Source organism: Pseudomonas sp. OV226 (genome assembly GCF_003148705.1).
Lineage (GTDB): Bacteria > Pseudomonadota > Gammaproteobacteria > Pseudomonadales > Pseudomonadaceae > Aquipseudomonas.
Window position 1 is genome coordinate 1 of record NZ_QGGS01000032.1, and the last position, 20,754, is coordinate 20,754.

General features: G+C 58.6%; 21 protein-coding genes. 5 read left to right on the plus strand and 16 right to left on the minus strand.

Translation table 11 applies throughout. From position 1 onward, the window contains the following. Nucleotides 1-665: S-type pyocin domain-containing protein (locus C7534_RS30180; protein ID WP_177412304.1), on the minus strand; the 665-nt coding region annotated here is incomplete at its 3' end. A gap of 119 nt (nucleotides 666-784) precedes the next feature. Continuing rightward, nucleotides 785-1,972: a Na+/H+ antiporter NhaA gene (gene nhaA, locus C7534_RS30185; protein ID WP_109788027.1), complete on the minus strand. Its 1,188-nt coding sequence runs from the start codon at nucleotides 1,970-1,972 to the stop codon at nucleotides 785-787. Nucleotides 1,973-2,220: 248 nt separating this feature from the next. Between nhaA and C7534_RS30190 the strand changes: the two genes are divergently transcribed. Further along, nucleotides 2,221-3,318, plus strand: coding sequence for a PLP-dependent cysteine synthase family protein (locus C7534_RS30190; protein ID WP_177412306.1), 1,098 nt, complete (start codon nucleotides 2,221-2,223; stop codon nucleotides 3,316-3,318). A 143-nt stretch (nucleotides 3,319-3,461) separates the two neighbouring features. Here the strand turns inward: C7534_RS30190 and C7534_RS30200 are convergent, their stop codons facing one another. Together C7534_RS30200 and C7534_RS30205 are read right to left on the minus strand one after the other, a co-directional pair. Next, a complete protein-coding gene (locus C7534_RS30200; RefSeq protein ID WP_109788029.1) occupies nucleotides 3,462-5,075 on the minus strand; it encodes an NAD(P)/FAD-dependent oxidoreductase in 1,614 nt (537 codons plus the stop codon). Between the two features lie 94 nt (nucleotides 5,076-5,169). Next, on the minus strand, nucleotides 5,170-5,835 hold the full coding sequence (locus C7534_RS30205) for a COG3650 family protein (RefSeq protein ID WP_109788030.1): 666 nt from the start codon (nucleotides 5,833-5,835) through the stop codon (nucleotides 5,170-5,172). A gap of 173 nt (nucleotides 5,836-6,008) precedes the next feature. Between C7534_RS30205 and C7534_RS30210 the strand changes: the two genes are divergently transcribed. Then, the gene (locus C7534_RS30210; protein WP_109788031.1) at nucleotides 6,009-6,365 is read left to right on the plus strand and encodes a hypothetical protein; all 357 of its coding nucleotides are present in this window, start codon (nucleotides 6,009-6,011) and stop codon (nucleotides 6,363-6,365) included. 12 nt (nucleotides 6,366-6,377) lie between these two features. Here the strand turns inward: C7534_RS30210 and C7534_RS30215 are convergent, their stop codons facing one another. Further along, a complete protein-coding gene (locus C7534_RS30215) occupies nucleotides 6,378-6,977 on the minus strand; it encodes a short chain dehydrogenase (RefSeq protein WP_109788032.1) in 600 nt (199 codons plus the stop codon). Between the two features lie 104 nt (nucleotides 6,978-7,081). On the opposite strand from C7534_RS30215, the gene C7534_RS30220 reads away from it, so the two are divergent. Continuing rightward, nucleotides 7,082-8,008: a LysR family transcriptional regulator gene (locus tag C7534_RS30220; RefSeq protein WP_109788033.1), complete on the plus strand. Its 927-nt coding sequence runs from the start codon at nucleotides 7,082-7,084 to the stop codon at nucleotides 8,006-8,008. Nucleotides 8,009-8,154: 146 nt separating this feature from the next. On the opposite strand, the gene C7534_RS30225 is transcribed toward C7534_RS30220, so the two are convergent. From C7534_RS30225 to C7534_RS30265, 9 genes are all read right to left on the minus strand, one after another. After that, complete coding sequence (locus tag C7534_RS30225) at nucleotides 8,155-8,637, minus strand: DoxX family protein (RefSeq protein ID WP_046029349.1); 483 nt, start codon at nucleotides 8,635-8,637, stop codon at nucleotides 8,155-8,157. After that, the gene (locus tag C7534_RS30230) at nucleotides 8,634-9,395 is read right to left on the minus strand and encodes an HvfC/BufC N-terminal domain-containing protein (protein WP_109788034.1); all 762 of its coding nucleotides are present in this window, start codon (nucleotides 9,393-9,395) and stop codon (nucleotides 8,634-8,636) included. Before C7534_RS30230 ends, C7534_RS30225 begins: the two co-directional genes overlap by 4 nt. Beyond that, nucleotides 9,392-10,246, minus strand: a complete 855-nt coding sequence (bufB, locus tag C7534_RS30235; RefSeq protein WP_109788035.1) for an MNIO family bufferin maturase — start codon at nucleotides 10,244-10,246, stop codon at nucleotides 9,392-9,394. Before bufB ends, C7534_RS30230 begins: the two co-directional genes overlap by 4 nt. Before the next feature lie 25 nt (nucleotides 10,247-10,271). Beyond that, complete coding sequence (locus tag C7534_RS30240) at nucleotides 10,272-10,580, minus strand: BufA1 family periplasmic bufferin-type metallophore (RefSeq protein WP_077430767.1); 309 nt, start codon at nucleotides 10,578-10,580, stop codon at nucleotides 10,272-10,274. A 300-nt stretch (nucleotides 10,581-10,880) separates the two neighbouring features. Beyond that, nucleotides 10,881-11,582, minus strand: a complete 702-nt coding sequence (locus tag C7534_RS30245) for an ABC transporter ATP-binding protein (RefSeq protein ID WP_007947260.1) — start codon at nucleotides 11,580-11,582, stop codon at nucleotides 10,881-10,883. After that, complete coding sequence (gene livG, locus C7534_RS30250; protein WP_046029357.1) at nucleotides 11,583-12,350, minus strand: high-affinity branched-chain amino acid ABC transporter ATP-binding protein LivG; 768 nt, start codon at nucleotides 12,348-12,350, stop codon at nucleotides 11,583-11,585. Continuing rightward, entirely contained in the window at nucleotides 12,347-13,603 is a 1,257-nt protein-coding gene (locus C7534_RS30255; RefSeq protein WP_046029359.1) for a high-affinity branched-chain amino acid ABC transporter permease LivM, read from the minus strand. Before C7534_RS30255 ends, livG begins: the two co-directional genes overlap by 4 nt. Continuing rightward, nucleotides 13,600-14,523: a high-affinity branched-chain amino acid ABC transporter permease LivH gene (livH, locus tag C7534_RS30260; protein ID WP_109788036.1), complete on the minus strand. Its 924-nt coding sequence runs from the start codon at nucleotides 14,521-14,523 to the stop codon at nucleotides 13,600-13,602. The genes C7534_RS30255 and livH overlap by 4 nt, the downstream gene beginning before the upstream one ends. 232 nt (nucleotides 14,524-14,755) lie before the next feature. Beyond that, on the minus strand, nucleotides 14,756-15,883 hold the full coding sequence (locus C7534_RS30265; protein ID WP_109788037.1) for a branched-chain amino acid ABC transporter substrate-binding protein: 1,128 nt from the start codon (nucleotides 15,881-15,883) through the stop codon (nucleotides 14,756-14,758). 350 nt (nucleotides 15,884-16,233) lie between these two features. Here C7534_RS30265 and C7534_RS30270 point away from each other — a divergent pair, with 350 nt between their 5' ends. After that, nucleotides 16,234-16,557, plus strand: a complete 324-nt coding sequence (locus C7534_RS30270; RefSeq protein ID WP_046029365.1) for a DUF2288 domain-containing protein — start codon at nucleotides 16,234-16,236, stop codon at nucleotides 16,555-16,557. Nucleotides 16,558-16,844: 287 nt separating this feature from the next. On the opposite strand, the gene C7534_RS30275 is transcribed toward C7534_RS30270, so the two are convergent. Further along, on the minus strand, nucleotides 16,845-19,040 hold the full coding sequence (locus tag C7534_RS30275) for a hypothetical protein (protein WP_109788038.1): 2,196 nt from the start codon (nucleotides 19,038-19,040) through the stop codon (nucleotides 16,845-16,847). A 197-nt stretch (nucleotides 19,041-19,237) separates the two neighbouring features. Here C7534_RS30275 and C7534_RS30280 point away from each other — a divergent pair, with 197 nt between their 5' ends. Then, nucleotides 19,238-20,134 (plus strand): NAD(P)-dependent oxidoreductase, encoded by an 897-nt coding sequence (locus tag C7534_RS30280; protein WP_046029367.1) that lies wholly within the window; start codon nucleotides 19,238-19,240, stop codon nucleotides 20,132-20,134. An 86-nt stretch (nucleotides 20,135-20,220) separates the two neighbouring features. On the opposite strand, the gene C7534_RS30285 is transcribed toward C7534_RS30280, so the two are convergent. Then, entirely contained in the window at nucleotides 20,221-20,586 is a 366-nt protein-coding gene (locus C7534_RS30285) for a YkgJ family cysteine cluster protein (protein ID WP_046029369.1), read from the minus strand. Nucleotides 20,587-20,754 lie beyond the last annotated feature (168 nt).

Consider the following 20,754-nt stretch of genomic DNA (forward strand, 5'->3'; position numbering starts at 1 on the left):
GTGAACTGCACGACATCCACCATTTCCCAATCGCGATTTTTCCCGGTGTAGAACCCGTAGCCCTTGAGACTGCCATCAGCCTGTTGCTCGACCTGCAATCGAACGCGGGTTCTGGCCTGTTTCAGGGCACGCAGTTGGTCTTCGGTATACAGCGCGCTGTCACCCAGGCTAGGTGTCCAGAACAAGACAACAACACCGGCCAATGTCGCGGCCCCGGCAGCGCCAAGGCCCAGGACCGGAGCAGTAAGAGCGGGGGCGCTTAGGGCGAGCCGGCCGATGCCGAGCGAGAGGGTACTGCCACTGATGGTTTCGAGATTCAGTAGCCCGGCATCGCCTACGTCACGAGCGCCAAGCCAGGCGATTTCACCGTAATCCTTGAGGCTGTCAGTCGGAACGACGCCAGAAGGGTTCGAGTAATCAATGATGGCGTCCGGCAAGTTGCAGGACTTGGCGAAGACGCATCCGGCGCGAACGGTTTCGTCCTTTTTCGCCGAGCCTTGAAGGCGATCTTCAAAGGCTTGCTGGCGGGCGAGCATGGCGTCGTAAGCGGATTGTCGTGCATCCCGCTCGGCCAGTTCAGTATCCGTCATGAAGCGGTGGGTGACGTGATGACCGTCACCGGAGGGTGGGTTTTTAACCCTGGGAACTTCCTTGTTGCCAGCCACTGATCTTCCTTGCGTTCGTCCGTCGACAGCTCCCGAAAAAGGAGCTGTGCGACGTTAACGAAGGAGGTTAATCGTGGCTGTAGGACGAGTCCTGAATGTCGCTAAGACTGTTCGCTTTCTCAGAATTGCAGAACGGCGCTCTTGCGACTGGCCATTGCCGTCACCGCGTATCCGATCAGTGCGGCCAGAATCGAGCCGGTCAAGATGCCCATCCGGTCCATCCCGGCGTAGTCACTGACGCCTGGTTCGAATGCCAGGGAACCGACAAACAGACTCATGGTGAAACCAATCCCGCAGAGCATCGCCACACCCAGCACCTGGCCCCAGTTCGCACCTTGGGGCAGGGTGGCAATGCCGATTTTCACGGCCAGCCAGGTCAGGCCGAAAACGCCCACCGTTTTACCCAGCAACAGGCCAATCGCGATGCCCATCGGCACATGGTGGGTAAAGCTTTCAACGGTGATGCCGCTCAGGGACAAGCCGGCGTTGGCGAAGGCGAACAGCGGCAGGATGCCGTAAGCCACCCACGGGTGCAGGGCGTGTTCAAGGGTCAGCAGCGGTGAAGGCTCGGCGTTTTTGGTGCGCAGCGGAATACAGAACGCCAACGTCACACCGGCGAGTGTTGCGTGGACGCCGCTCTTGAGCACACAGACCCAGAGAATCAAACCGATGATCATGTACGGCCCGAGCTTCACCACACCGAGTCGGTTCATGGTGATCAACGCGATGATGCAGGCGGCAGCCAGTGCCAGGGACAGCGTCGACAGCGTGCCAGAATAGAAGATGGCGATGACGATGATCGCGCCCAGGTCGTCAATGATCGCCAGGGTCATCAGGAACAACTTCAGCGACACCGGTACCCGCTTGCCCAGCAAGGCGAGCACGCCGAGGGCAAAGGCAATGTCGGTGGCCATCGGGATGGCCCAGCCGCCCAAGGCGGTCGGGTCGTCACGGTTCAAGAACCAGTAGACCAGCGCCGGCACGACCATCCCGCCAATGGCAGCGGCGCCCGGCAGGACGATTTGCGAGGGCTGCGACAACTGGCCGTCGAGGACTTCGCGTTTGACTTCCAGGCCGATCAGCAGGAAGAACATCGCCATCAGACCGTCGTTGATCCACAGCAGCAACGGTTTGGCGATTTTCAGTGCGCCGATCTGAGCGACGACAGGGGTGTCCAGCAGCCCGCTATAGAGCCACGACAGGGACGAGTTGTTGATGATTAAAGCCAGGGCTGCCGCGGCGATCAGTAACAGACCGCTGGCAGCTTCCAACTGAAAGAAACGCGTGAAAGTGCTACGCAGAGGCAAGGTCGCTCTCCATCGATGAATTCAAAAGGTGGCACACCCTAACCCGTACTGTTAGTTGTTAAAACAAAAGTTATATTCTTTTTTGTTATATGGCGTAACAAGGTGGAGGACGGGGCCGGACTTGAGCCTAGCAGTTGTCGGCCGTATTGGGCCTCAGCTGTACCTGTGCGTGATGTAGGTTTTTTCCTAAGCTTCGAGGGATAGGCCTTACGCAAAGGCCGACTTTTGCCTGACTCCACGAGAAAACCATCATGAGCGACAATCGACAGTGGGCCCGCGAAGCTATCCGGATCATTGAAGCGGACTTCCAGCGCAGCGCCGATACCCACCTGATCCCCTTGCCGCTGCCGGGTTTTCCGGGCATCGAACTGTATTTCAAGGATGAATCCAGCCACCCCACCGGCAGCCTGAAACATCGCCTGGCGCGCTCGCTGTTTCTGTATGCGCTGTGTAACGGCTGGCTCAAGCCCGGTGCACCGGTGATCGAGGCGTCCAGCGGTTCGACGGCAATTTCCGAGGCGTATTTCGCCAGTTTGCTGGGACTGCCGTTCATTGCGGTGATGCCGGCGACCACCTCCAAGGAAAAAATCGCGCAAATTGCTTTCTATGGCGGCAAGAGTCATCTGGTCGACGACCCGACTCAGATCTACGCCGAGTCCGAACGGCTGGCGCGAGAGCATGATGGGCATTTCATCGACCAGTTCACCTACGCCGAACGCGCCACTGACTGGCGAGCGAACAACAACATTGCGGAATCGATCTTCCACCAGATGCGTTTCGAGCAGCACCCCGAGCCGAGCTGGCTGATTTCCAGCCCTGGCACGGGTGGTACAACCGCAACGCTGGGTCGTTACGTGCGTTATCGCCAGCATTGCACCCGCGTGCTGTGCGCCGATGCCGAGCGTTCGGTGTTCTTCGATTACTACCAGACGGGCGATGCCAGCCTGCGCCTGGAGTGCGGTTCGCGGATCGAAGGCATCGGCCGGCCTCGGGTGGAAGCGTCGTTCCTGCCCAAGGTGATTGATGCCATGGTCAAAGTGCCGGACGCGTTGTCGCTGGCGGCCATGCACTACCTGGCACAGCGCCTGGGGCGACGGGTTGGCGGATCGAGCGGGACCAATCTGATCGGCGCCCTGATGGCGGCGCAGCAGATGGTCGCGGCGGGGGAGTCGGGATCGATCGTGGCGATTCTGTGCGATGGTGGCGAGCGTTATGCCACCACCTATTACGATCAGGATTGGCTCAAGGGCCAGGGGTATGAGTTGAGTGGCTTGATGGCTGCCGTGGCGGCGAGTGTCGAGCGCGGTGAGCCGCTGCCGGCCAGCGTGTTGCGCGCCAATATCTGAGATCTTTCAAACACTGAAGATCCCTGTGGGAGCTGGGCTTGCCCGCGATGGCGGATTCAGATTCAACAAAGATGTTGACTGATCTGCCGCCATCGCGGGCAAGCCCGGCTCCCACAGGTCTTGTGTTGTGGCAAAGAATTATGTCAGGCCTCAAGGCCCAGGATGTCGCGGGCCACAGCTTCGGCAATCCGAATACCGTCCACACCCGCCGACAGAATCCCGCCCGCATAACCCGCGCCTTCACCCGCCGGAAACAAGCCCTTCACGTTCAGGCTCTGCATCGACTCGTTACGGGTAATGCGCAACGGTGACGAGGTGCGTGTCTCGATGCCGGTCAATACGGCGTCATGCAGCGAGTAACCGCGGATCTGCTTCTCGAACGCTGGCAACGCTTCACGAATCGCCTCAATGGCAAATTCCGGCAAGGCCAGGGCCAGATCACCCAGGGCAACGCCTGGCTTGTAGGAGGGTTCGACACTGCCCAGTTCGGTGGACGGCTTGCCGGCGATAAAGTCGCCGACCAGTTGCGCCGGCGCTTCGTAGTTGCTGCCGCCCAGCACAAAGGCGTGGGATTCCAGGCGTTCCTGCAACTCGATACCGGCCAGCGGGCCGCCCGGATAATCAACTTCCGGGGTAATGCCGACGACGATCCCGGAGTTGGCATTGCGCTCGTTACGCGAGTACTGGCTCATGCCGTTGGTGACCACGCGATTAGGCTCGGACGTCGCCGCGACCACGGTGCCGCCCGGGCACATGCAGAAGCTGTAGACCGAACGACCGTTCTTGGCGTGGTGCACCAGTTTGTAGTCGGCCGCCCCGAGTTTCGGGTGGCCGGCGTACTTGCCCAACCGCGCGCGGTCAATCAGCGACTGCGGGTGTTCAATGCGGAAACCCACCGAGAACGGCTTGGCTTCCATGAACACGCCACGGCCGTGGAGCATGCGGAAGGTGTCCCGGGCGCTGTGGCCGAGGGCCAGAATCACGTGTTTGGAGTGGATCTGCTCGCCGCCATTTAGCTCGACGCCGACCAGTTGGCCATCCTCGATCAACACATCGGTGACACGTTGCTGGAAGCGGACTTCGCCGCCCAGTGCGCGAATCTGCTCACGCATGTTTTCCACTACGCCAGTCAGACGGAACGTACCGATGTGTGGCTTGCTGACGTAGAGAATCTCTTCCGGGGCGCCGGCCTTGACGAACTCGTGCAGCACTTTACGGCCGATGAATTTCGGGTCTTTGATTTGGCTGTAGAGCTTGCCGTCGGAGAACGTCCCTGCGCCGCCTTCACCGAACTGGACGTTGGATTCAGGGTTGAGCACGCTTTTACGCCACAGGCCCCAAGTGTCCTTGGTGCGCTGGCGCACTTCGGTGCCACGTTCGAGGATGATCGGCTTGAAGCCCATTTGCGCGAGCAACAGCCCGGCGAAAATCCCGCACGGCCCGAAACCCACAACCACGGGGCGTTGCTGCAAATCGGCCGGTGCCTGGCCGACCACTTTGTAACTGACATCCGGCGCCACGTTGACGTTACGGTCATCGGCGAACCTGTGCAGCAGTGTCGCCTCATCCTTGGCGGTGAGGTCGATGGTGTAGATGAAGCACAGTTCGGAGGACTTTTTTCGCGCATCGTAGCTGCGCTTGAACAAGGTGAAATCGAGCAGGTCATCACTGGCGATGCCCAGGCGCTGCACGATGGCAGGGCGCAGGTCTTCTTCGGGATGGTCGATCGGCAACTTGAGTTCAGTGATTCGTAACATGGCAGGACCCGGTTCGCGGGGCGCACAACTGCGCCAAGGCGTTTGAAACCGGTGATTATAAGCCCCAAAGGAGATTCCCGTGAGGCTTAAACGATCAGTCGTTACGCGAACCGCCGAAATACGCGCAACCGCGCTGGACCTGACCATTGATGCGCAGTTCTGCGCTCATGTGCTGGACGCTGCCGGTGGTGCTGTCGACGCAACGTTGCGGCGTGACCCACAGTTCGATGTGCTGGTTATTGGCTTCGGTGCCGAGGTTGAAACGGCCATCGCCCAGTTGTTCTTCCACGTACGGTAGGGCCAGAGGCGGTTGACCGGCGCGATCAATCACCATGCCTTTACCGCTGACTTTGACGCTCCACTCTGGCGAGTGGCCGGCCGCGCGCAAAATCAGCAGTTTGAAATTGGGATCGTCACACGCCGTGCCCGAGCGCTCGACGCGGTAGAGCTGTTCCAGATCGAGGCGACTCTCGGCACCACTGGCCACAATGCGCCCACGCACATCGGCGAACAACTTGCCCTGTTTATCAGCCAGGGACGCGGCCTGTTGCAGAACGCTGGTGCCGCCGGTGTCGTTGACCACATAACTGCGCTGTTCATTGCATGGCTGGAACAGCAAGTTGCCGCCCGCCGCCGTCAACTGGCCCTGCATGCGGGTCTGGCCCACGTGGGAGGCGCTTTCACGCGGGCCATCAAACAACTGACAGGCGGCAAACAGCGGCAGCAGGGCAACAAGGACTAAGGAACGGGCAACACGCATCTTTGGCTCTCCAGACAAGTGCCGTCACGTTACTCAGCCTGACCGTTCATCACAAGGCTGGAGTTGTTCTCAGACAAAGTAGAGGGTGATTTCCGGCAACATCTTGTGAATGATTTCGATGCCGAGTATCAGAGTGCCAAAGGTAAGCTGCCACGTTTTTACAGGGAGCGGATATGAAGAACACAATGGGCTGGAAGTTCTGGTTGTTTTTAATTGTGATGACGGGGGCCACGGGCACTCAGGCTGCCGAGATCAATTTTTCTTCGGCAACCGACTTCACTCGAATGGAGTTGTTATTGAAGGACAACGACAGACTTCATTCAGAATTTGAAATGAATGTCACGCTCAGTCCTGAAGCAACTGAGCGTATGCAGTGTATTACCCGTGAGTCGATAGGCCAGAAATTGACGCTATTGATCAATGGTTGGAAGGTTTCTACGGCGACAGTGCAATCGGTCTTGGGCTCGCAGTTCAGAGTGTCCATCCCGACAGCCATCGCCAAAGACCTCTTGCCCACGTTAGTTGATTGAGCCTGAACCGGCTCAGCCGACGTGAAAAGTCTGACCTGTCTGCAAGCCTTCCACGCTTTTGGCGTAAGACAATGCCACATCGGCTGCAGGAACCGGTTTGAAACCACGGAAGTAAGGCGCGTATTTGCCCATGGCTTCCACCAGCACATTCGGGCTGATCGAGTTCACGCGCAGGCCGCGGGGCAGTTCGATGGCGGCGGCGCGGACGAAGCTGTCCAGCGCGCCGTTGACCAGCGCCGCCGAGGCGCCGCTGTAAATCGGGTCGTGGCTGAGCACGCCGGTGGTCAAGGTGAACGAGGCGCCATCGTTGGCGAACTCACGGCCGATCAGCACCAAATTGACCTGGCCCATCAGTTTGTCTTTCAGGCCCAGCGCGAAGCTTTCTTCGGTCATGTCGTTCAACGGTGCGAAGGTAACGTTGCCGGCGGCGCAGATCAGGGCATCGAACCTGCCGGTCTGTTCGAACAGCTTGCGGATCGAGGCGCTGTCGCTGATGTCCACCTGAAAGTCGCCACTGTTGCGACCGATACGAATGATCTCGTGACGCTGGGACAGTTCCTTGTCGACTGCCGAGCCGATGGTGCCGCCTGCGCCGATCAATAGAATTTTCATCATGCTGTTCCTCGATGGGTTGAATGAGGTCTCAGTCTAGAGTGGTTTTTTTCGTTGATAAGCGCACTAATAGGCAACCTTTGGTTTTCAAATGGAAACAATCCATGAGTGAGATGGATGATCTGGCGGCGTTTGCGGTATTGATTGAAGCCGGGAGTTTCACGTTGGCGGCGCAGCAACTGGGTTGCAGCAAGGGCCAATTATCCAAGCGCATCAGCCTGTTGGAGACGCGGTTTTCGGTGGTGCTGTTGCAACGCACCACTCGACGTTTGAGTCTGACAGCAGCGGGGGCGGCGCTGTTGCCGCAAGCTCAGGCGCTGGTCGTACAAGTGGAGAGGGCGCGTCAGGCATTGGCACGGTTGAAGGACGATATGGCGGGGCCGGTGCGTATGACGGTGCCGGTATCGCTGGGAGAAACGTTCTTCGATGGCTTATTGCTGGAGTTCTCCGGCAAGTACCCTGACGTGCAGATCGAGCTTGATCTGAACAACCAGTTTCACGACTTGTCCCGGGATGGTTTCGACCTGGCGATTCGCTCCGAGGTGGGTAACGACGAGCGTCTGGTGGCCCGGCCGCTACTGGCCTGGCACGAAATGACCTGTGCCAGCCCGGCGTATCTTGAACAGTATGGAGAGCCACAAACGCCCCAGGCCTTGGCCGAACATCGTTGCCTGCTCAACAGCCATTACAGCGGTCGCGAAGAATGGTTGTATCACCAGCAACACGAACTGTTGCGGGTGCGGGTGTCGGGGCCGTTTGCCAGCAATCACTACAGCTTGCTGAAGAAAGCGGCACTGGCCGGCGCCGGTATCGCCCGCTTGCCGTCCTACTTGTTGCAGGCGGAATTGGCTGACGGGCGTTTGCGCTGGCTCCTGCGCGATTATCAGACGCGGCGTATGCCGATGTACCTGGTTCACCCGTATCAGGGCGGGCTGCCAAAACGTACTCAAGTGCTGGCGGATTACCTGATCGGCTGGTTCAAGCGCAGCGGCGAAGCGCTGGATCGGCTTAGCCTCGCACGGCCTTTGTAGCAGCTGTCGAGCTTGCGAGGCTGCGTTCGACTGCGAAGCAGTCGTGAAGTCAGTCACCGTGGTCTGACACGTAAACCGCGTTTGCAGGTTTTGCGACCGCTTCGCGTTCGAACGCAGCCTTCGGCAGCTGCTACAGGGGATCTGAGTTAGCGGGAGTAGCGCCGGGCGATCAGATGATCGATCGACAATTTACCCGGCCCGGTTGCCATCAGATACAGCAGCACTGCCGCCCAGGTGCCGTGCGTCGGGTAAGCATCCGGGTACACAAACAGTTGAATAGTCAGGGTCATGCCCAGCAACGCCAGCGCCGAAAATCGCGTGGCGAAGCCAATCAGAATCAGGGCCGGGAAGAAGTGTTCGGCGAACGCCGCCATGTGTGCCGCGACCTCGGGCGAGAGCAGCGGCACGGGGTACTCACTCTTGAATAATGGAATGGTTGAGTCGGCCAGGCGTGGCCAACTGATCTCGAACGTGCCATCGATCAAGTCGATGGCCAGGCCTTCGACCTTGGTTTGCCCGGACTTCCAGAACACCGCCGCGATGGAGAACCGCGCAATGAAGGCGATCAGGCTCTGTGGAATCATTTCCAGCAGCGCAATGGCGCGGCTGATCGGGTTCTGAGTGTTCATGGCGTTACCTTGTTGTGATGAAGGTGAGTAATGACGTTGTGGGTGATCAACAGGCTCAGGGTCTGGTTGAGGTCGAACGCGGGAGCGGACTCCACGGCCTGAATCAGGGGCTGGCCGTTTTGCAGGTTCTGGATGAAAGCGCTGGCGCCGGGGTCGATGGCAAAGACTTCCACGTCCAGTTCGTTGCGCACGATCAGCGTGTGTTGCCCAACGTTCAGATCGATCCCCGCCAGCGTTGCGTCTTGCTGATGTGCCGCCCAGATCGAAACCACGGCAAAGGCTGACGTCAACAGGTGCAAGGAGGGATGAAATTCGACAGTCAATTCGACCAGGGCTTGCGGATTGGCGAGTGCTGCGCCGATCTGTTGGTGGCTCAGCGGTTGAGCGTCGGCGGCGTGGTAAGCGACAGTGCGCAAGCGTTCCAATCGCGCGACATCGGCCAGATAGGGCAGGCTGGCCGCCGGTTCGAAGCCTTCGACGAAGTCCGCAAAATCGTCGCCGTAATCCTTTATCAGCGGGCTCTGAGGCGCATTGCCGAGCAAATAGATCCCGGCCATGGCGCGGAAGAATTCACCGCCGACCAATTGCGCCACTACGGGGTAGCTGTGCGCCAAGGCGTTGATCAGCGAGCTCTGCACATTGTTGCGATACACCGCGAAACGGCTGGCGGGATCGGCACCGTTGACGCTGAACAAGCCCTCGGGGCACGTCAATTGGCGATCAAGCAGGGCGGCGGCAAATGCGGCTTGAGTGCTCATGGTCGACCCCGGGCACACAGCAAGAGCTCATCGGCCTGACGCGCCTCGGCGTGCAAGACGCTGAAGGCCGGCAGCTGATTGTCGCGTTCGATCAGGGTGGCTATCGGGCCTGTTCGCTCCAGCACGTGCTGGTACAGCGACCAGACGGCGTTATCGATGGGGGCGCCGTGATCATCTATCAGCAGGCGGTCACCGAGGCTGTCGGTGTCTTCGGCAAACCCGGCCAGGTGAATCTCGCCGATGCTTTGAAGGGGCAGGGCGTTGAGGTAGGCCAAAGGGTCGCGACGATGATTGATGCACGACACGTAGACATTGTTCACGTCCAGCAACAGCCCGCAGCCCGTGCGGTGGATGACTTCGCCGATGAAGTCGGCTTCATCGATGGTCGAACGCTCGAACGCCAGGTAAGTGGCCGGATTCTCCAGCAACATCGGGCGTTTCAGGGTGCTCTGCACCTGGTCGATGTGTTCGCAGACGCGGTCTAGCGTTGCGTTGTCATAGGCCAGAGGCAACAGGTCATTCAAAAACGCCGGGCCATGACTGGACCAGGCCAGGTGTTCGGAAAAAGAGTGGGGTTGATAGCGCTCAATCAGTGCGGCGAGGCGCTTGAGGTGCTGAGTGTCCAGCGGACCTTCAGCACCGATCGACAAGCCTACGCCATGCAATGACAGCGGGTATTGCTCGCGAATCAAACCCAGGAAGTGATGAAACGGGCCGCCGGCCACCATGTAGTTTTCGGCGTGGACTTCGAAAAAACCGATGTCCGGGTGTGAACCGAGCACTTCACGGAAGTGCTCGGTCTTGAGCCCCAGCCCGGCGCGGGGCGGGAGCCCGAACGTTGAAGCGTTCATGGTCGACACTCAGGCGGGGTTCAGATCAGGCTTTGGCTTTAGCTTTGTAGGCTTCCATCTGACCGAAACCGGTCGGCGAGGTCTCACTTGCAGTCGTCGCGCAGGTGCCTTTAGGGACCAGTTTCCAGGCATTAGTCTGGAAGTCGGTTTTCGAGGTGCCGGCGCACGTGGTGCCAGCGCCTGCTGCGCAATCGTTATGGCCTTTCATGGCAACGCCGAAGCATTTTTCCATGTCGTCGGCGGCGTGGGCGGTGGAAACAGCGGCCATGCTCAAAGCAGAACCGAGGGCCAGAACCAGGGCGGTGGCGGACAGGGTGCGGGTGGTAGCAGTCATGGTGTTTCTCCGGTTTTTGAGGATTGGCAAGAACGCGTTTGTGCTTGCTTACCCCACTAGAGAAAGGTCATGGCGATGCGTTACAGCCGCGCCCAAAATTTTTAAAAAAACCTCAAAACACCATCAACCCCTTGTAGGAGCCGAGCTTGCTCGCGATAGCGGTTTGTCATTCGACATCACTGTTGTCTGATCCACCGCTATCGCGAGCAAGCTCGGCTCCTACAGGGATGCATTGTCTGCAATGTAAATGGCAGGCACAAAAAAACGGCCCGAAGGCCGTTTTCTGTTTACCGCAATGGCTTAACCGCCGAGGTACGCTTCACGCACTTTCGGATCGGTCAGCAGGGCTTCACCCGTGCCTTGCATCACCACCCGGCCGTTCTCCAGAACGTACGCACGGTCGGCAATTTTCAGTGCCTGGTTGGCGTTCTGCTCAACCAGGAACACTGTCACACCGTCTTTGCGCAGCTGTTCGATGATGTCGAAGATCTGCTGGATGATGATCGGCGCCAGACCCAACGAGGGTTCGTCGAGCAACAGCAGCTTGGGTTTGCTCATCAGCGCACGGCCGATGGCGAGCATTTGCTGTTCGCCACCGGACATGGTGCCGCCGCGTTGGGCGAAGCGTTCTTTCAGGCGTGGGAAAAGTCCGAGAACCTTGTCCATCTGTTCCTGATAGTCGCCCTTGTCGGTGAAAAAACCGCCCATGGCGAGGTTTTCTTCCACGGTCAGGCGGGAGAACACCCGACGACCTTCCGGGACCACGGCGATGCTTTTGCGCATGATCTGCGACGAGCTCTGGCCGACCAGTTCCTCACCCATGTAGCGGATGCTGCCGCTGTGGGCTTGCGGCGAACCGCAAAGCGTCATCAGCAGGGTCGACTTGCCGGCACCGTTGGCGCCGATCAACGTCACGATTTCGCCCTGACGGACTTCGACGTTGACGCTGTGCAGGGCCTGGATCTTGCCGTAGAAGGTGGAAACGTTTTCGAATTGCAGCATTTACGCTTCCCCCAGGTAGGCTTTGATCACTTCGGGATTGTCGCGGATCTGATCCGGCGTGCCGTTGGCCAGAGGCGTGCCCTGGTTGATCACGACGATGTGGTCGGAAATGCTCATGACCAGTTTCATGTCGTGTTCGATCAACAGCACAGTGACGTTGTGCTCTTCACGCAGCACGCTGATCAGCGCCTTGAGGTCTTCGGTTTCCTTCGGGTTCAGGCCGGCAGCCGGTTCGTCGAGCATGAGGATCCGCGGACGGGTCATCATGCAGCGAGCGATTTCCAGACGACGTTGCTGACCGTAAGCCAGGGTACCGGCCGGGCGGTTGGCGAAGGCCTTGAGGTTGACCTTCTCCAGCCAGTACTCGGCGAATTCCATGGCTTCGCGTTCGCTTTTGCGAAAGCCCGGCGTCTTGAACAGGCCGGCCAGGAAGTTGGTGTTCAAATGACGGTGCTGGGCGATCAAGAGGTTCTCGACCGCGGTCATGTCCTTGAACAACCGCACGTTCTGGAAGGTGCGCACCACGCCTTTGAGGGCGATCTTGTGGCCCGGCAGGCCTTCGATCGGCTCGCCGTCCAGCAGGATGCTACCGCCGCTCGGCTTGTAGAATCCGGTCAGGCAGTTGAACACCGTGGTCTTGCCGGCGCCGTTGGGGCCGATCAATGCAACCACCTGTTTTTCCTTCACGGTCAGGGCCACGCCGTTGACCGCCAGCAAGCCGCCGAAGCGCATGCTCAGGTTTTCTACTTTCAGGATCTCGCGGCTCATTTGCGCAGCTCCATGTGAGGACGTTGCATGGGCAGCAGGCCTTGAGGGCGCCAGATCATCATCAGCACCATCAAGGCGCCGAACATCAACATGCGGTATTCACTGAACTCTCGCATCATTTCCGGCAGCAGGATCATCACCGTGGCGGCGAGTACGACGCCCAGTTGCGAACCCATGCCGCCCAGCACCACGATGGCGAGGATGGTCGCCGACTCGATGAAGGTGAAGGACTCCGGTGTCACCAGGCCCTGACGCGCAGCGAAGAAGCTGCCGGCGAAACCGGCGAAGCAGGCACCCAGGGTGAACGCAGAAAGCTTGATCGCCGTCGGGTTCAGCCCCAGCGCCCGGCAGGCGATTTCGTCTTCACGCAGTGCTTCCCAGGCACGGCCCAGAGGCATGCGCAGCAAGCGATTGATGACGAACAGGGCGAACAGCGACAACAACACCGCGATCAGGTAAAGGAAGATCACCTTGTTCACCGGGTTGTAGGTCAGACCGAAGTACTCGTGGAAGGTCTGCAATCCCTCTGCGGCCGTTTTATCGAAGGTCAGTCCGAAAAGTGTTGGCTTGGGAATGTTGCTGATGCCGTTCGGGCCACCGGTGAGGTCGGTCAGGTTACGCAGGAACAGCCGGATGATTTCACCGAAGCCCAGGGTCACGATGGCCAGGTAGTCACCACGCAAACGCAACACCGGGAAGCCCAGCAGGAAACCGAACGTGGCCGCCATCAGGCCGGCAATCGGCAGGCAGATCCAGAAGCTCAGACCGTAGTAGTGCGACAGCAACGCATAACTGTAGGCACCGACGGCATAGAAACCGACATAACCCAGGTCGAGCAGGCCGGCCAGGCCGACCACGATGTTCAGGCCCAGGCCCAGCATCACGTAGATCAGCACCAGCGTTGCAATATCCACCGCACCGCGCGAGCCGAAGAACGGCCAGACCAGCGCACCGATGATCAGCGCAATGATGATCCAGCGTTGGGTGGTCGGCAGGGTCAGGAAATTACTGGCCTTGGCCGGCATCACCGGCATGTTCGGCGAGGATTTCCATGCCGCGCTGATCGACTTGTCGAACAACACTCGCAGGAACATCAGTACCGAGCACAGGGCAATGGTGATCAGCGTGGTGGTGCTGGTGCCATGGACTTCCAGGTTGATGCCGACGATGGTCAACTTCAGCCCGAGTACCGGATACGCCACAGCCCAAACTAACAGTGCGCTGAACAACGCCTGTCTAAGATTCCTAGTCATACTTTTTCAACCTCCGGACGGCCCAACAGGCCGGTTGGCCGGAACAACAACACCAGAACCAATAGACCGAAAGCCACGACGTCCTTGTACTGGTCGCCGAAAATGTCGGCACCAAAGGCTTCCGCTACCCCCAGCACAATCCCGCCGAGCATGGCGCCGGGAATGCTGCCGATACCGCCCAATACCGCTGCGGTGAAGGCCTTGAGGCCGACGAGGAAACCGGCGTTCGGGTTGATCACACCGTATTGCATGCTCAGCAGCACAGCCGCGATGGCCGCCAGTGCAGCACCGATGACGAAGGTCAGGGCGATGATGTTGTTGGTGTTGATACCCAGCAGGTTGGCCATCTTGATGTCTTCGGCACAGGCACGGCAGGCGCGACCCAGGCGAGAGCGGGAGATGAACAGCGTCAGGCCGAGCATGGCGATGAACGTCACCACGAACACCACGATTTGCATGTAGGAAATCAGCACTTCATGTGCACCACCTGGCCCGATGGCAAAGTTGCCGGGGATCAGGTTGGGGATGGATTTGTCCTTGGAGTCTTGCGCCAGCAGAACCGTGTTCTGCAGGAAGATCGACATGCCGATGGCGGAAATCAGCGGAATCAGACGGTTGCTGCCGCGCAAGGGGCGGTAGGCAATCCGTTCGATGCTGTAGCCGTAGGCACTGGTCACGACGATGGTCGCGAGGAAAGCGGCAGTCATCAACAGCGGAACGCTGTCGAGTCCCATCATGGACAGGCCCGCGATGGCGATGAACGCCACGTAGGAACCAATCATGTACACCTCGCCGTGGGCGAAGTTGATCATTCCAATGATGCCGTAAACCATCGTATAGCCGATGGCGATCAGGGCATACGTGCTGCCAATGGTCAGACCATTAACCAGCTGTTGGAAAAAGTGATAGATGTCAGGCATTACAGCGCTCCTAAAAACCTGATACGCATTTCACTGGTGGAGTCATTTTCCCGCTCGAGCCCCGTGGATCTGCATCCACTTCGAACGCGAGGTTTGCCAGCGAACCGCTGATGACGGTTTTGAGATTTTCAGGTGGGGAGACTGGCGGATCACGCCAGCGCGGCCCAAAACGTTCGTAAAACAAAGCCCACGGCACGCCGTGGGCTCTATTGGCAGTCAGTCAGGCAAAGCCTTACTGAGGCGAAGCTTCAGTTTTTGGTTTGCCGAAGTGCCACTCGTAAACCACAAATTTGAAGTCTTTCAGGTCGCCCTTGTCGTCGAACGCCAGGTCGCCAGTCGGGGTTTTGAAGGTGCCAGCGTGGATGGCAGCAGCCACTTTGGCGGTGTCTTCGGACTTGGCAGCCTTGATGCCGTCGGCGATCACTTCCACAGCCGAGTAGGCCGGGAACACGAACGGACCGCTCGGGTCTTCTTTCTTCGCCTTGAACGCGTCAGCCAGGGCAACGTTGGCCGGATCCTGGTCGAAGGATTTCGGCAGGGTTACCAGCAGACCTTCGGAAGCGTCTTTGGCGATCTGCGAAATGGAGTCGTTACCCACGCCTTCCGGACCCATGAACTTGGCTTTCAGGCCTTTTTCCTGGGATTGACGCAGGATCAGGCCCAGCTCTGGGTGGTAGCCGCCGTAGTAAACGAAGTCGACATTGGCTTGCTTGAGCTTGGAGATCATCGAAGAGAAGTCTTTGTCGCCGGCGTTGATGCCTTCGAACACGGCAACCTTGATGCCTTTGCCTTCCAGAGTTTTCTTCACGGCGGTGGCGATGCCTTCACCGTATTGCTGTTTGTCGTGCAGAACAGCAACGATTTTCGGTTTTACGTGATCGGCAATGTAGTTACCGGCGGCAGGGCCTTGGGCGCTGTCCAGACCGATGGTACGGAATACCATTTTGTAACCACGAGCGGTGATGTCCGGGCTGGTGGCAGCCGGGGTGATCATGATCACGCCTTCGTCTTCGTAAATGTCCGAAGCCGGTTGAGTGGAGCTGGAGCACAGGTGACCGACCACGAACTTGACGCCGTCGTTGACGACTTTGTTCGCTACCGCTACCGCTTGTTTCGGATCACAGGCGTCATCGTATTCAACGGCTTCGAGTTTCTTGCCGTCTACGCCGCCTTTGGCGTTGATCTGTTCGATGGCCATTTTGGCGCCACTGAACTGCATGTCGCCGTATTGGGCTACAGGACCGGTCTTAGGGCCGGCGATGCCGATCTTGATGGTGTCAGCTGCGAACGAATGGCTGGCAACCCCGGCCAGAACCATAGCGGCAAACAGTTTGGAAATCTGCTTAGTAGCCTTAGTCATAGTGCTCCACTCTTACTGTTGTAGTTTTTATAGTCCTGGCGCCGAAAGCAGCAGAACCGGGTCAGATATCTGCGACATTCCCCGGAAAAGCCCCTCGGCAACTGTACCGGTACAGTGTAGAGCGCCGATTGTCAGCCTGGGAAGGCGGCGCCGGGGGGCAAATCCTGCGAGTGTCGCTTTTTTGAATGAAAAAGACAGAATTGCGGCGGGGCATTGAGGGGCTTATAGCCGGATCCAGTGCATTCCTTGGCATTCCTGCGCTTTTCAATTCAGTGACTCAATTGCATCCGGGTTTTTCTGCCAGATTATCGACGTTATCATTTGCGTCGATTTCATTTCCGGACAGTCCCATGAATCAAGAACCTAGCACCCTCTATGCCAAGCTGCTTGGTGAAACCGCATCTATTACCTGGAAAGAGTTGGAGCCGTTCTTCGCCAAGGGTGCCCTATTGTGGGTCGACCCCGGCCTGGATTTGATCGCCGCCGCGGAGGCCTTGGCCCAGGATGAAGGCGAGAAAGTGGCTGCCTGGTTGGCCGCCGACAAGGTCGCCAAGCTCTCTGAAACGCGGGCGCTGGATCTTTTTGAACGTGATCCGCAGCTGTGGGCTGTGGTGGTTTCGCCGTGGATTCTGATCCAGGAAAGGGCAGCGAGCGAAAGCGTCGCACCAAAGTAGTGCTTAGTCCCGATGATAAAAAGTGTGTAGGTGAGTAGCGTGATGGCACGTTGCCGTGGAGAAAGGCCACGTACAGGGCCAGCATCACGGTAACGTAAACGTAACGGGCACAGTTCAGTGAGCAGCCGAAGGGCTGCTCAATTGTTTCTGGATATTGGATTTAGCTGAATTCGAAACCGCAATCGCGGGCAAGCCCGGCTCCTACAGAGTTCGTTGGCGTTCACAAAATTTGTGATCGACATCGTCCCTGTAGGAGCCGAGCTTGCTCGCGATTGGGGCGCCGCCGATTAAGCGGTTTTGCCCGTATGGTTATTCAGCGAAATAACCTTGGTCTTGCCGATGCGGTGACGGTAGATCTCGCGCAGGTACTTGATCGCCTTCTTCACGCAATCGCGTGACAGACGAATGTCGTTGATCGAGACAAACTTGTCTTTGTCATTGATCAGCTCGCGGTACTTCTTCTCGTACATCGGTTTGATCGCGTACCAGTTGGTATCGAGGATCTTCGCCGGGTTTTCGAACTCGTTGAGCAAATCATCGATCCGGTCTTCGTCGAACTCTTCATTAATGATGAAATCGAGGATCGAGTTGTCCAGCGTCTCGTCGAAGCGGTACGGGTTTTTCGCAAAGCAGCGCTTGATGAAGGCCACGATCAGCGTCAGGAAGTCGTCCGACAGGCACGGGCTCTTGGCGATCAGGGTGGTCAGCGACAAGTTGGCCGAAGCGCCAATCACCAGCGCATAACGCTTGAGCGTGGTGTTCGGGAACAGGCTGTTGAGGTGAGTCTTCAACCGGTTCAGGTCCATGTAGGACAGCTTGTAGTCTTTTGGCAGCGAAACAATCGACACCACCGACGAGCAGTTCTTGAAGAAGTGCAGGTCGTGCAGCGCCGCGGCGTCGTAACCCGAATTCTTGTACTGCTCCAGCGAGGCGCGATAGCGCTTGGACTCGATCGGCAGCAGGCTGATGCCTTCGATCGCCTGGGTCACCTTGTTGAAGTGCGGCAGGTCGATGGAGCGGAAGAACAGGTCGTCGATGTTCAGGCGCTGCGGCTCTTTCTCGAACACCTTGAACTTGTCGCTGCTCGGCGGCGGGGTTTCCGGGACGACGGATTCGGCGTAGGCAATCGCCACCGGGCCGGCCAGGCTCATGAACAGGTCGTTGGCGTCCAGGCGAATGGTTTCGCCGATGTCGATGCCGGCACGACGGAAATAGTTCTGGTCGTAGTCAGTGGTGACCGCCTGCGCCGTCAGAATGTTGAAGATCTGTTGCGAGATGTACTGGTTGGCGTGCTTTTCCATCGCATTGACGTCAATGTTCTGGATGTTGCCGTCATCGCTTTCTTCGGCATAACGCATGATGTCGTTGGAGATCAGCATCATGGCGTTCCATGGGCGGATACGCCCCATGACACTGGCTTCACTGCTGTCTTCGTTGGCGAAGTTGTAGGAGAAGTCCCACTCTTCTGACAGGTATTTGCACAGCAGGCGACCGGCGTTGATGTGCAGCGCCTCAGACATTTCACTGCGGTGATCGGAAATGTTCGGCAGCACGCAAATGCCGCTGGTGAAGATCGGCTCGAAGACGAAGGAGTGACCGCTTTTGCCGTCGTGTTCATCCATCGGCTTGGTGTCGAACGTCTTGTTCATGTACGAGTGTTGCTGGGCCAGGCCGAATTCCGAAGCCATGCCCGAACCGGTACCGCCACCGGCGCTGAAGATCGAGAAGTACAGGCGCGACTGGTTGGCTTTGATCCCGCAGCTGTCGATCAGGTACGAGTGAATCATCTTCCAGTCAGGGCTGGAGAAACGCTGGGTGTCCTTGTTCAGGATGATCTTGGCCAGGTACTGACCGAGAATCGGCGCGTTACCGGCGCCACCGGCGTGGACTTCCGACAAGTCCATGATTTTCATTTTGCTGTAGTCGCGCAGGAAGCCGCTCTTTTCGCCTTTGCGCGAGAAACGGATGCGACCGGCAATGTCCTTGTCCAGGTCGCCGAGCATGACCAGCGGCTCTACCAGGAACACCGGTTTGGCACCCTTGTTGGTACCCAGGCGCAGGTTGTTACGAATCCATTGCGCCGGGCTGTAGCCCTTTTCCGCAAAACGTTTGTCCGGCGATAGACGGTCTTCGTTATTGAATTCGTTGAGATAAAACTTGCGGGCGTTGTACACCAGCTCCGCGACGTCCAGGGCGATGTTGGAGCCGCAACGACCCAGGCCAATCAGGCACACCGACGGGAATTCCTGGTCGTTGTGCTGTTCGCTGATGCCCTCGAGATGGGGCGGACGCGGGAACACCATGTCGCGCAGGCCATCGAGGTTATCGAGGATACGGTCGGTGTTGGTTTCGGTGAAATACAGGTACTGCTGAGTGGCCAGCGGGCGCGCCGGGGTCAATGGCTTCGACGATGAGGGGCTGTTCGCCGCGGGGCTCAGTGTCAGATCGGAGACCGTAGTGGCCGGGTTATTTTTAGAAGTCATTGTGCGCCATCTACCTGGACTTGTTGGCTGAGCGACAGCTGTCGTCGAACCATTCACGGAATGGGATCTCGCGTCTTTTTTTGCGCGTATTTGGCCCAAGACTCAGGAACGGGCCTGAGCAACACTGGGGGGAATCCTTTCCTTAGTCATGATGAATCGGCCACTATTCGGCGATCTTTAATCCAAAAGGAGGCTAAATGATGTCAACGCTACCTTCGTTGGGGTTCGCCGGGATCGGCTTGATGGGCCTGCCAATGTGCCGGCGCCTGCTGGCTGCGGGCTATCCGCTGACCGTGTGGAACCGCAATCCGGCCAAGTGCGCGCCGCTGGTTGAGGCCGGTGTCCGACAAGTGGCAACTCCGGCTGAGCTGGGTCAGCACGCCGACATCGTCATGCTGTGCCTGGCGGACACCGCCGTTGTACGTGAAGTGGTTTTTGGCCCGGCCGGGGTGGCGGCGGGAGCGAAAAGCGGCCAGTTGCTGGTGGACTTTTCCAGCCTCGAGCCCGGCGCGACACGAGACATGGCCAAACAGCTGAGTGACACAACCGGAATGAGTTGGCTGGATACGCCGGTGTCTGGCGGCGTGATCGGTGCCGAGGCCGGCAGCCTGGCGATCATGGTCGGCGGCGAGACCGAGGACTTGCAGCGAGTGCATACGGTGTTAATGAACCTGGGCCAGCGTGTTACTCACATGGGCGGCGTCGGGGCCGGGCAGGTGACCAAGGCGTGCAATCAAATGATCGTGGCGTGCAATGCGCTGGTCATTGCTGAAGTGGTGGCGCTGGCCGAGTGTTCCGGGGTAGACGCGCGGTTGATCGCCGAAGCGTTGGCCGGTGGCTTTGCCGATTCAAAACCCTTGCAAATTCTCGCCCCGCAAATGGCCGAAAGCCGATTCGAACCGGTGAAGTGGCATGTGCGCACGCTGCTCAAGGATCTCGACACTGCGGTGAAGTTTTCCCGCGAACAGGGCTCGGCGACGCCACTCAGCGGATTGGCTGCGCAATTGATGCGACTGCATGGGAGCCAGGGTTTCCTGGAAAAAGATCCGTCGACGCTGGTGCAGATGTACCGCGAGCCAAATTCAAAGGCATGACATTGCACGTTTGCTTGCGCTGGTTGATTTCGTTCCGCGCTGGACGCAAATCACCCCGCGGCGCTAATCGCGTTGTGTACTAAGTCTCAGGCACTTTGTTCGTAGGGGATTTCGAACTCGGGTTGCAGGGCCGGCAGGCCAAATGCAGCCCGGGCGGCGTCGCAATCGACATTGGCTTCACCGTTGACCCACGATGCCTCGAACTCCCGACAGGTGCTGGAGCGTTGATCATAAATCGAGCATTTCGTTTCGCTGCCGACGTTGCCCACCAGGCTGACGCAGCGGGTGGGTTTGCAGTCTGTTCCGAGCATCGCTACCCGGCTGGGGCTGATTGAAGCGACCAGATCGTCAGGCACCGTTCCCCCGGCCGAGGTGCATTCACCCCAGAAGAAAGACACACGGAAATGGGAACAGCAGGCACCGCAATTCAGACACGGACTGACTTCGGACATGGGCGATTATCTAAGAGGAGTGGGCACGCAGGGGGGCGGCGAAGGTCGCTATTCTAGGCTTCGCAACGGGCTTTGGAAGGGGGGGCGAAAGGTATTTTTTACCGGCTGTCGGTACCGTGAAAGTGCCGTTGGATGCCCGTGAATTCCGGGCCTGGCGGTCGGCATGAG

Excerpts from the sequence above, each read along its gene's own strand:
- C7534_RS30280 (WP_046029367.1), top strand. The coding sequence starts at position 19,238 with ATGATGTCAACGCTACCTTCGTTGGGGTTCGCCGGGATCGGCTTGATG.
- C7534_RS30220 (WP_109788033.1), top strand. The coding sequence starts at position 7,082 with ATGAGTGAGATGGATGATCTGGCGGCGTTTGCGGTATTGATTGAAGCC.
- livH (WP_109788036.1), bottom strand. The coding sequence starts at position 14,523 with ATGCCTGACATCTATCACTTTTTCCAACAGCTGGTTAATGGTCTGACC.
- C7534_RS30210 (WP_109788031.1), top strand. The coding sequence starts at position 6,009 with ATGAAGAACACAATGGGCTGGAAGTTCTGGTTGTTTTTAATTGTGATG.
- C7534_RS30275 (WP_109788038.1), bottom strand. The coding sequence starts at position 19,040 with ATGACTTCTAAAAATAACCCGGCCACTACGGTCTCCGATCTGACACTG.
- C7534_RS30245 (WP_007947260.1), bottom strand. The coding sequence starts at position 11,582 with ATGCTGCAATTCGAAAACGTTTCCACCTTCTACGGCAAGATCCAGGCC.
- C7534_RS30205 (WP_109788030.1), bottom strand. The coding sequence starts at position 5,835 with ATGCGTGTTGCCCGTTCCTTAGTCCTTGTTGCCCTGCTGCCGCTGTTT.
- C7534_RS30265 (WP_109788037.1), bottom strand. The coding sequence starts at position 15,883 with ATGACTAAGGCTACTAAGCAGATTTCCAAACTGTTTGCCGCTATGGTT.
- C7534_RS30230 (WP_109788034.1), bottom strand. The coding sequence starts at position 9,395 with ATGAGCACTCAAGCCGCATTTGCCGCCGCCCTGCTTGATCGCCAATTG.
- C7534_RS30285 (WP_046029369.1), bottom strand. The coding sequence starts at position 20,586 with ATGTCCGAAGTCAGTCCGTGTCTGAATTGCGGTGCCTGCTGTTCCCAT.
- C7534_RS30255 (WP_046029359.1), bottom strand. The coding sequence starts at position 13,603 with ATGACTAGGAATCTTAGACAGGCGTTGTTCAGCGCACTGTTAGTTTGG.
- C7534_RS30225 (WP_046029349.1), bottom strand. The coding sequence starts at position 8,637 with ATGAACACTCAGAACCCGATCAGCCGCGCCATTGCGCTGCTGGAAATG.
- C7534_RS30200 (WP_109788029.1), bottom strand. The coding sequence starts at position 5,075 with ATGTTACGAATCACTGAACTCAAGTTGCCGATCGACCATCCCGAAGAA.
- C7534_RS30215 (WP_109788032.1), bottom strand. The coding sequence starts at position 6,977 with ATGAAAATTCTATTGATCGGCGCAGGCGGCACCATCGGCTCGGCAGTC.
- bufB (WP_109788035.1), bottom strand. The coding sequence starts at position 10,246 with ATGAACGCTTCAACGTTCGGGCTCCCGCCCCGCGCCGGGCTGGGGCTC.
- C7534_RS30270 (WP_046029365.1), top strand. The coding sequence starts at position 16,234 with ATGAATCAAGAACCTAGCACCCTCTATGCCAAGCTGCTTGGTGAAACC.
- livG (WP_046029357.1), bottom strand. The coding sequence starts at position 12,350 with ATGAGCCGCGAGATCCTGAAAGTAGAAAACCTGAGCATGCGCTTCGGC.
- C7534_RS30240 (WP_077430767.1), bottom strand. The coding sequence starts at position 10,580 with ATGACTGCTACCACCCGCACCCTGTCCGCCACCGCCCTGGTTCTGGCC.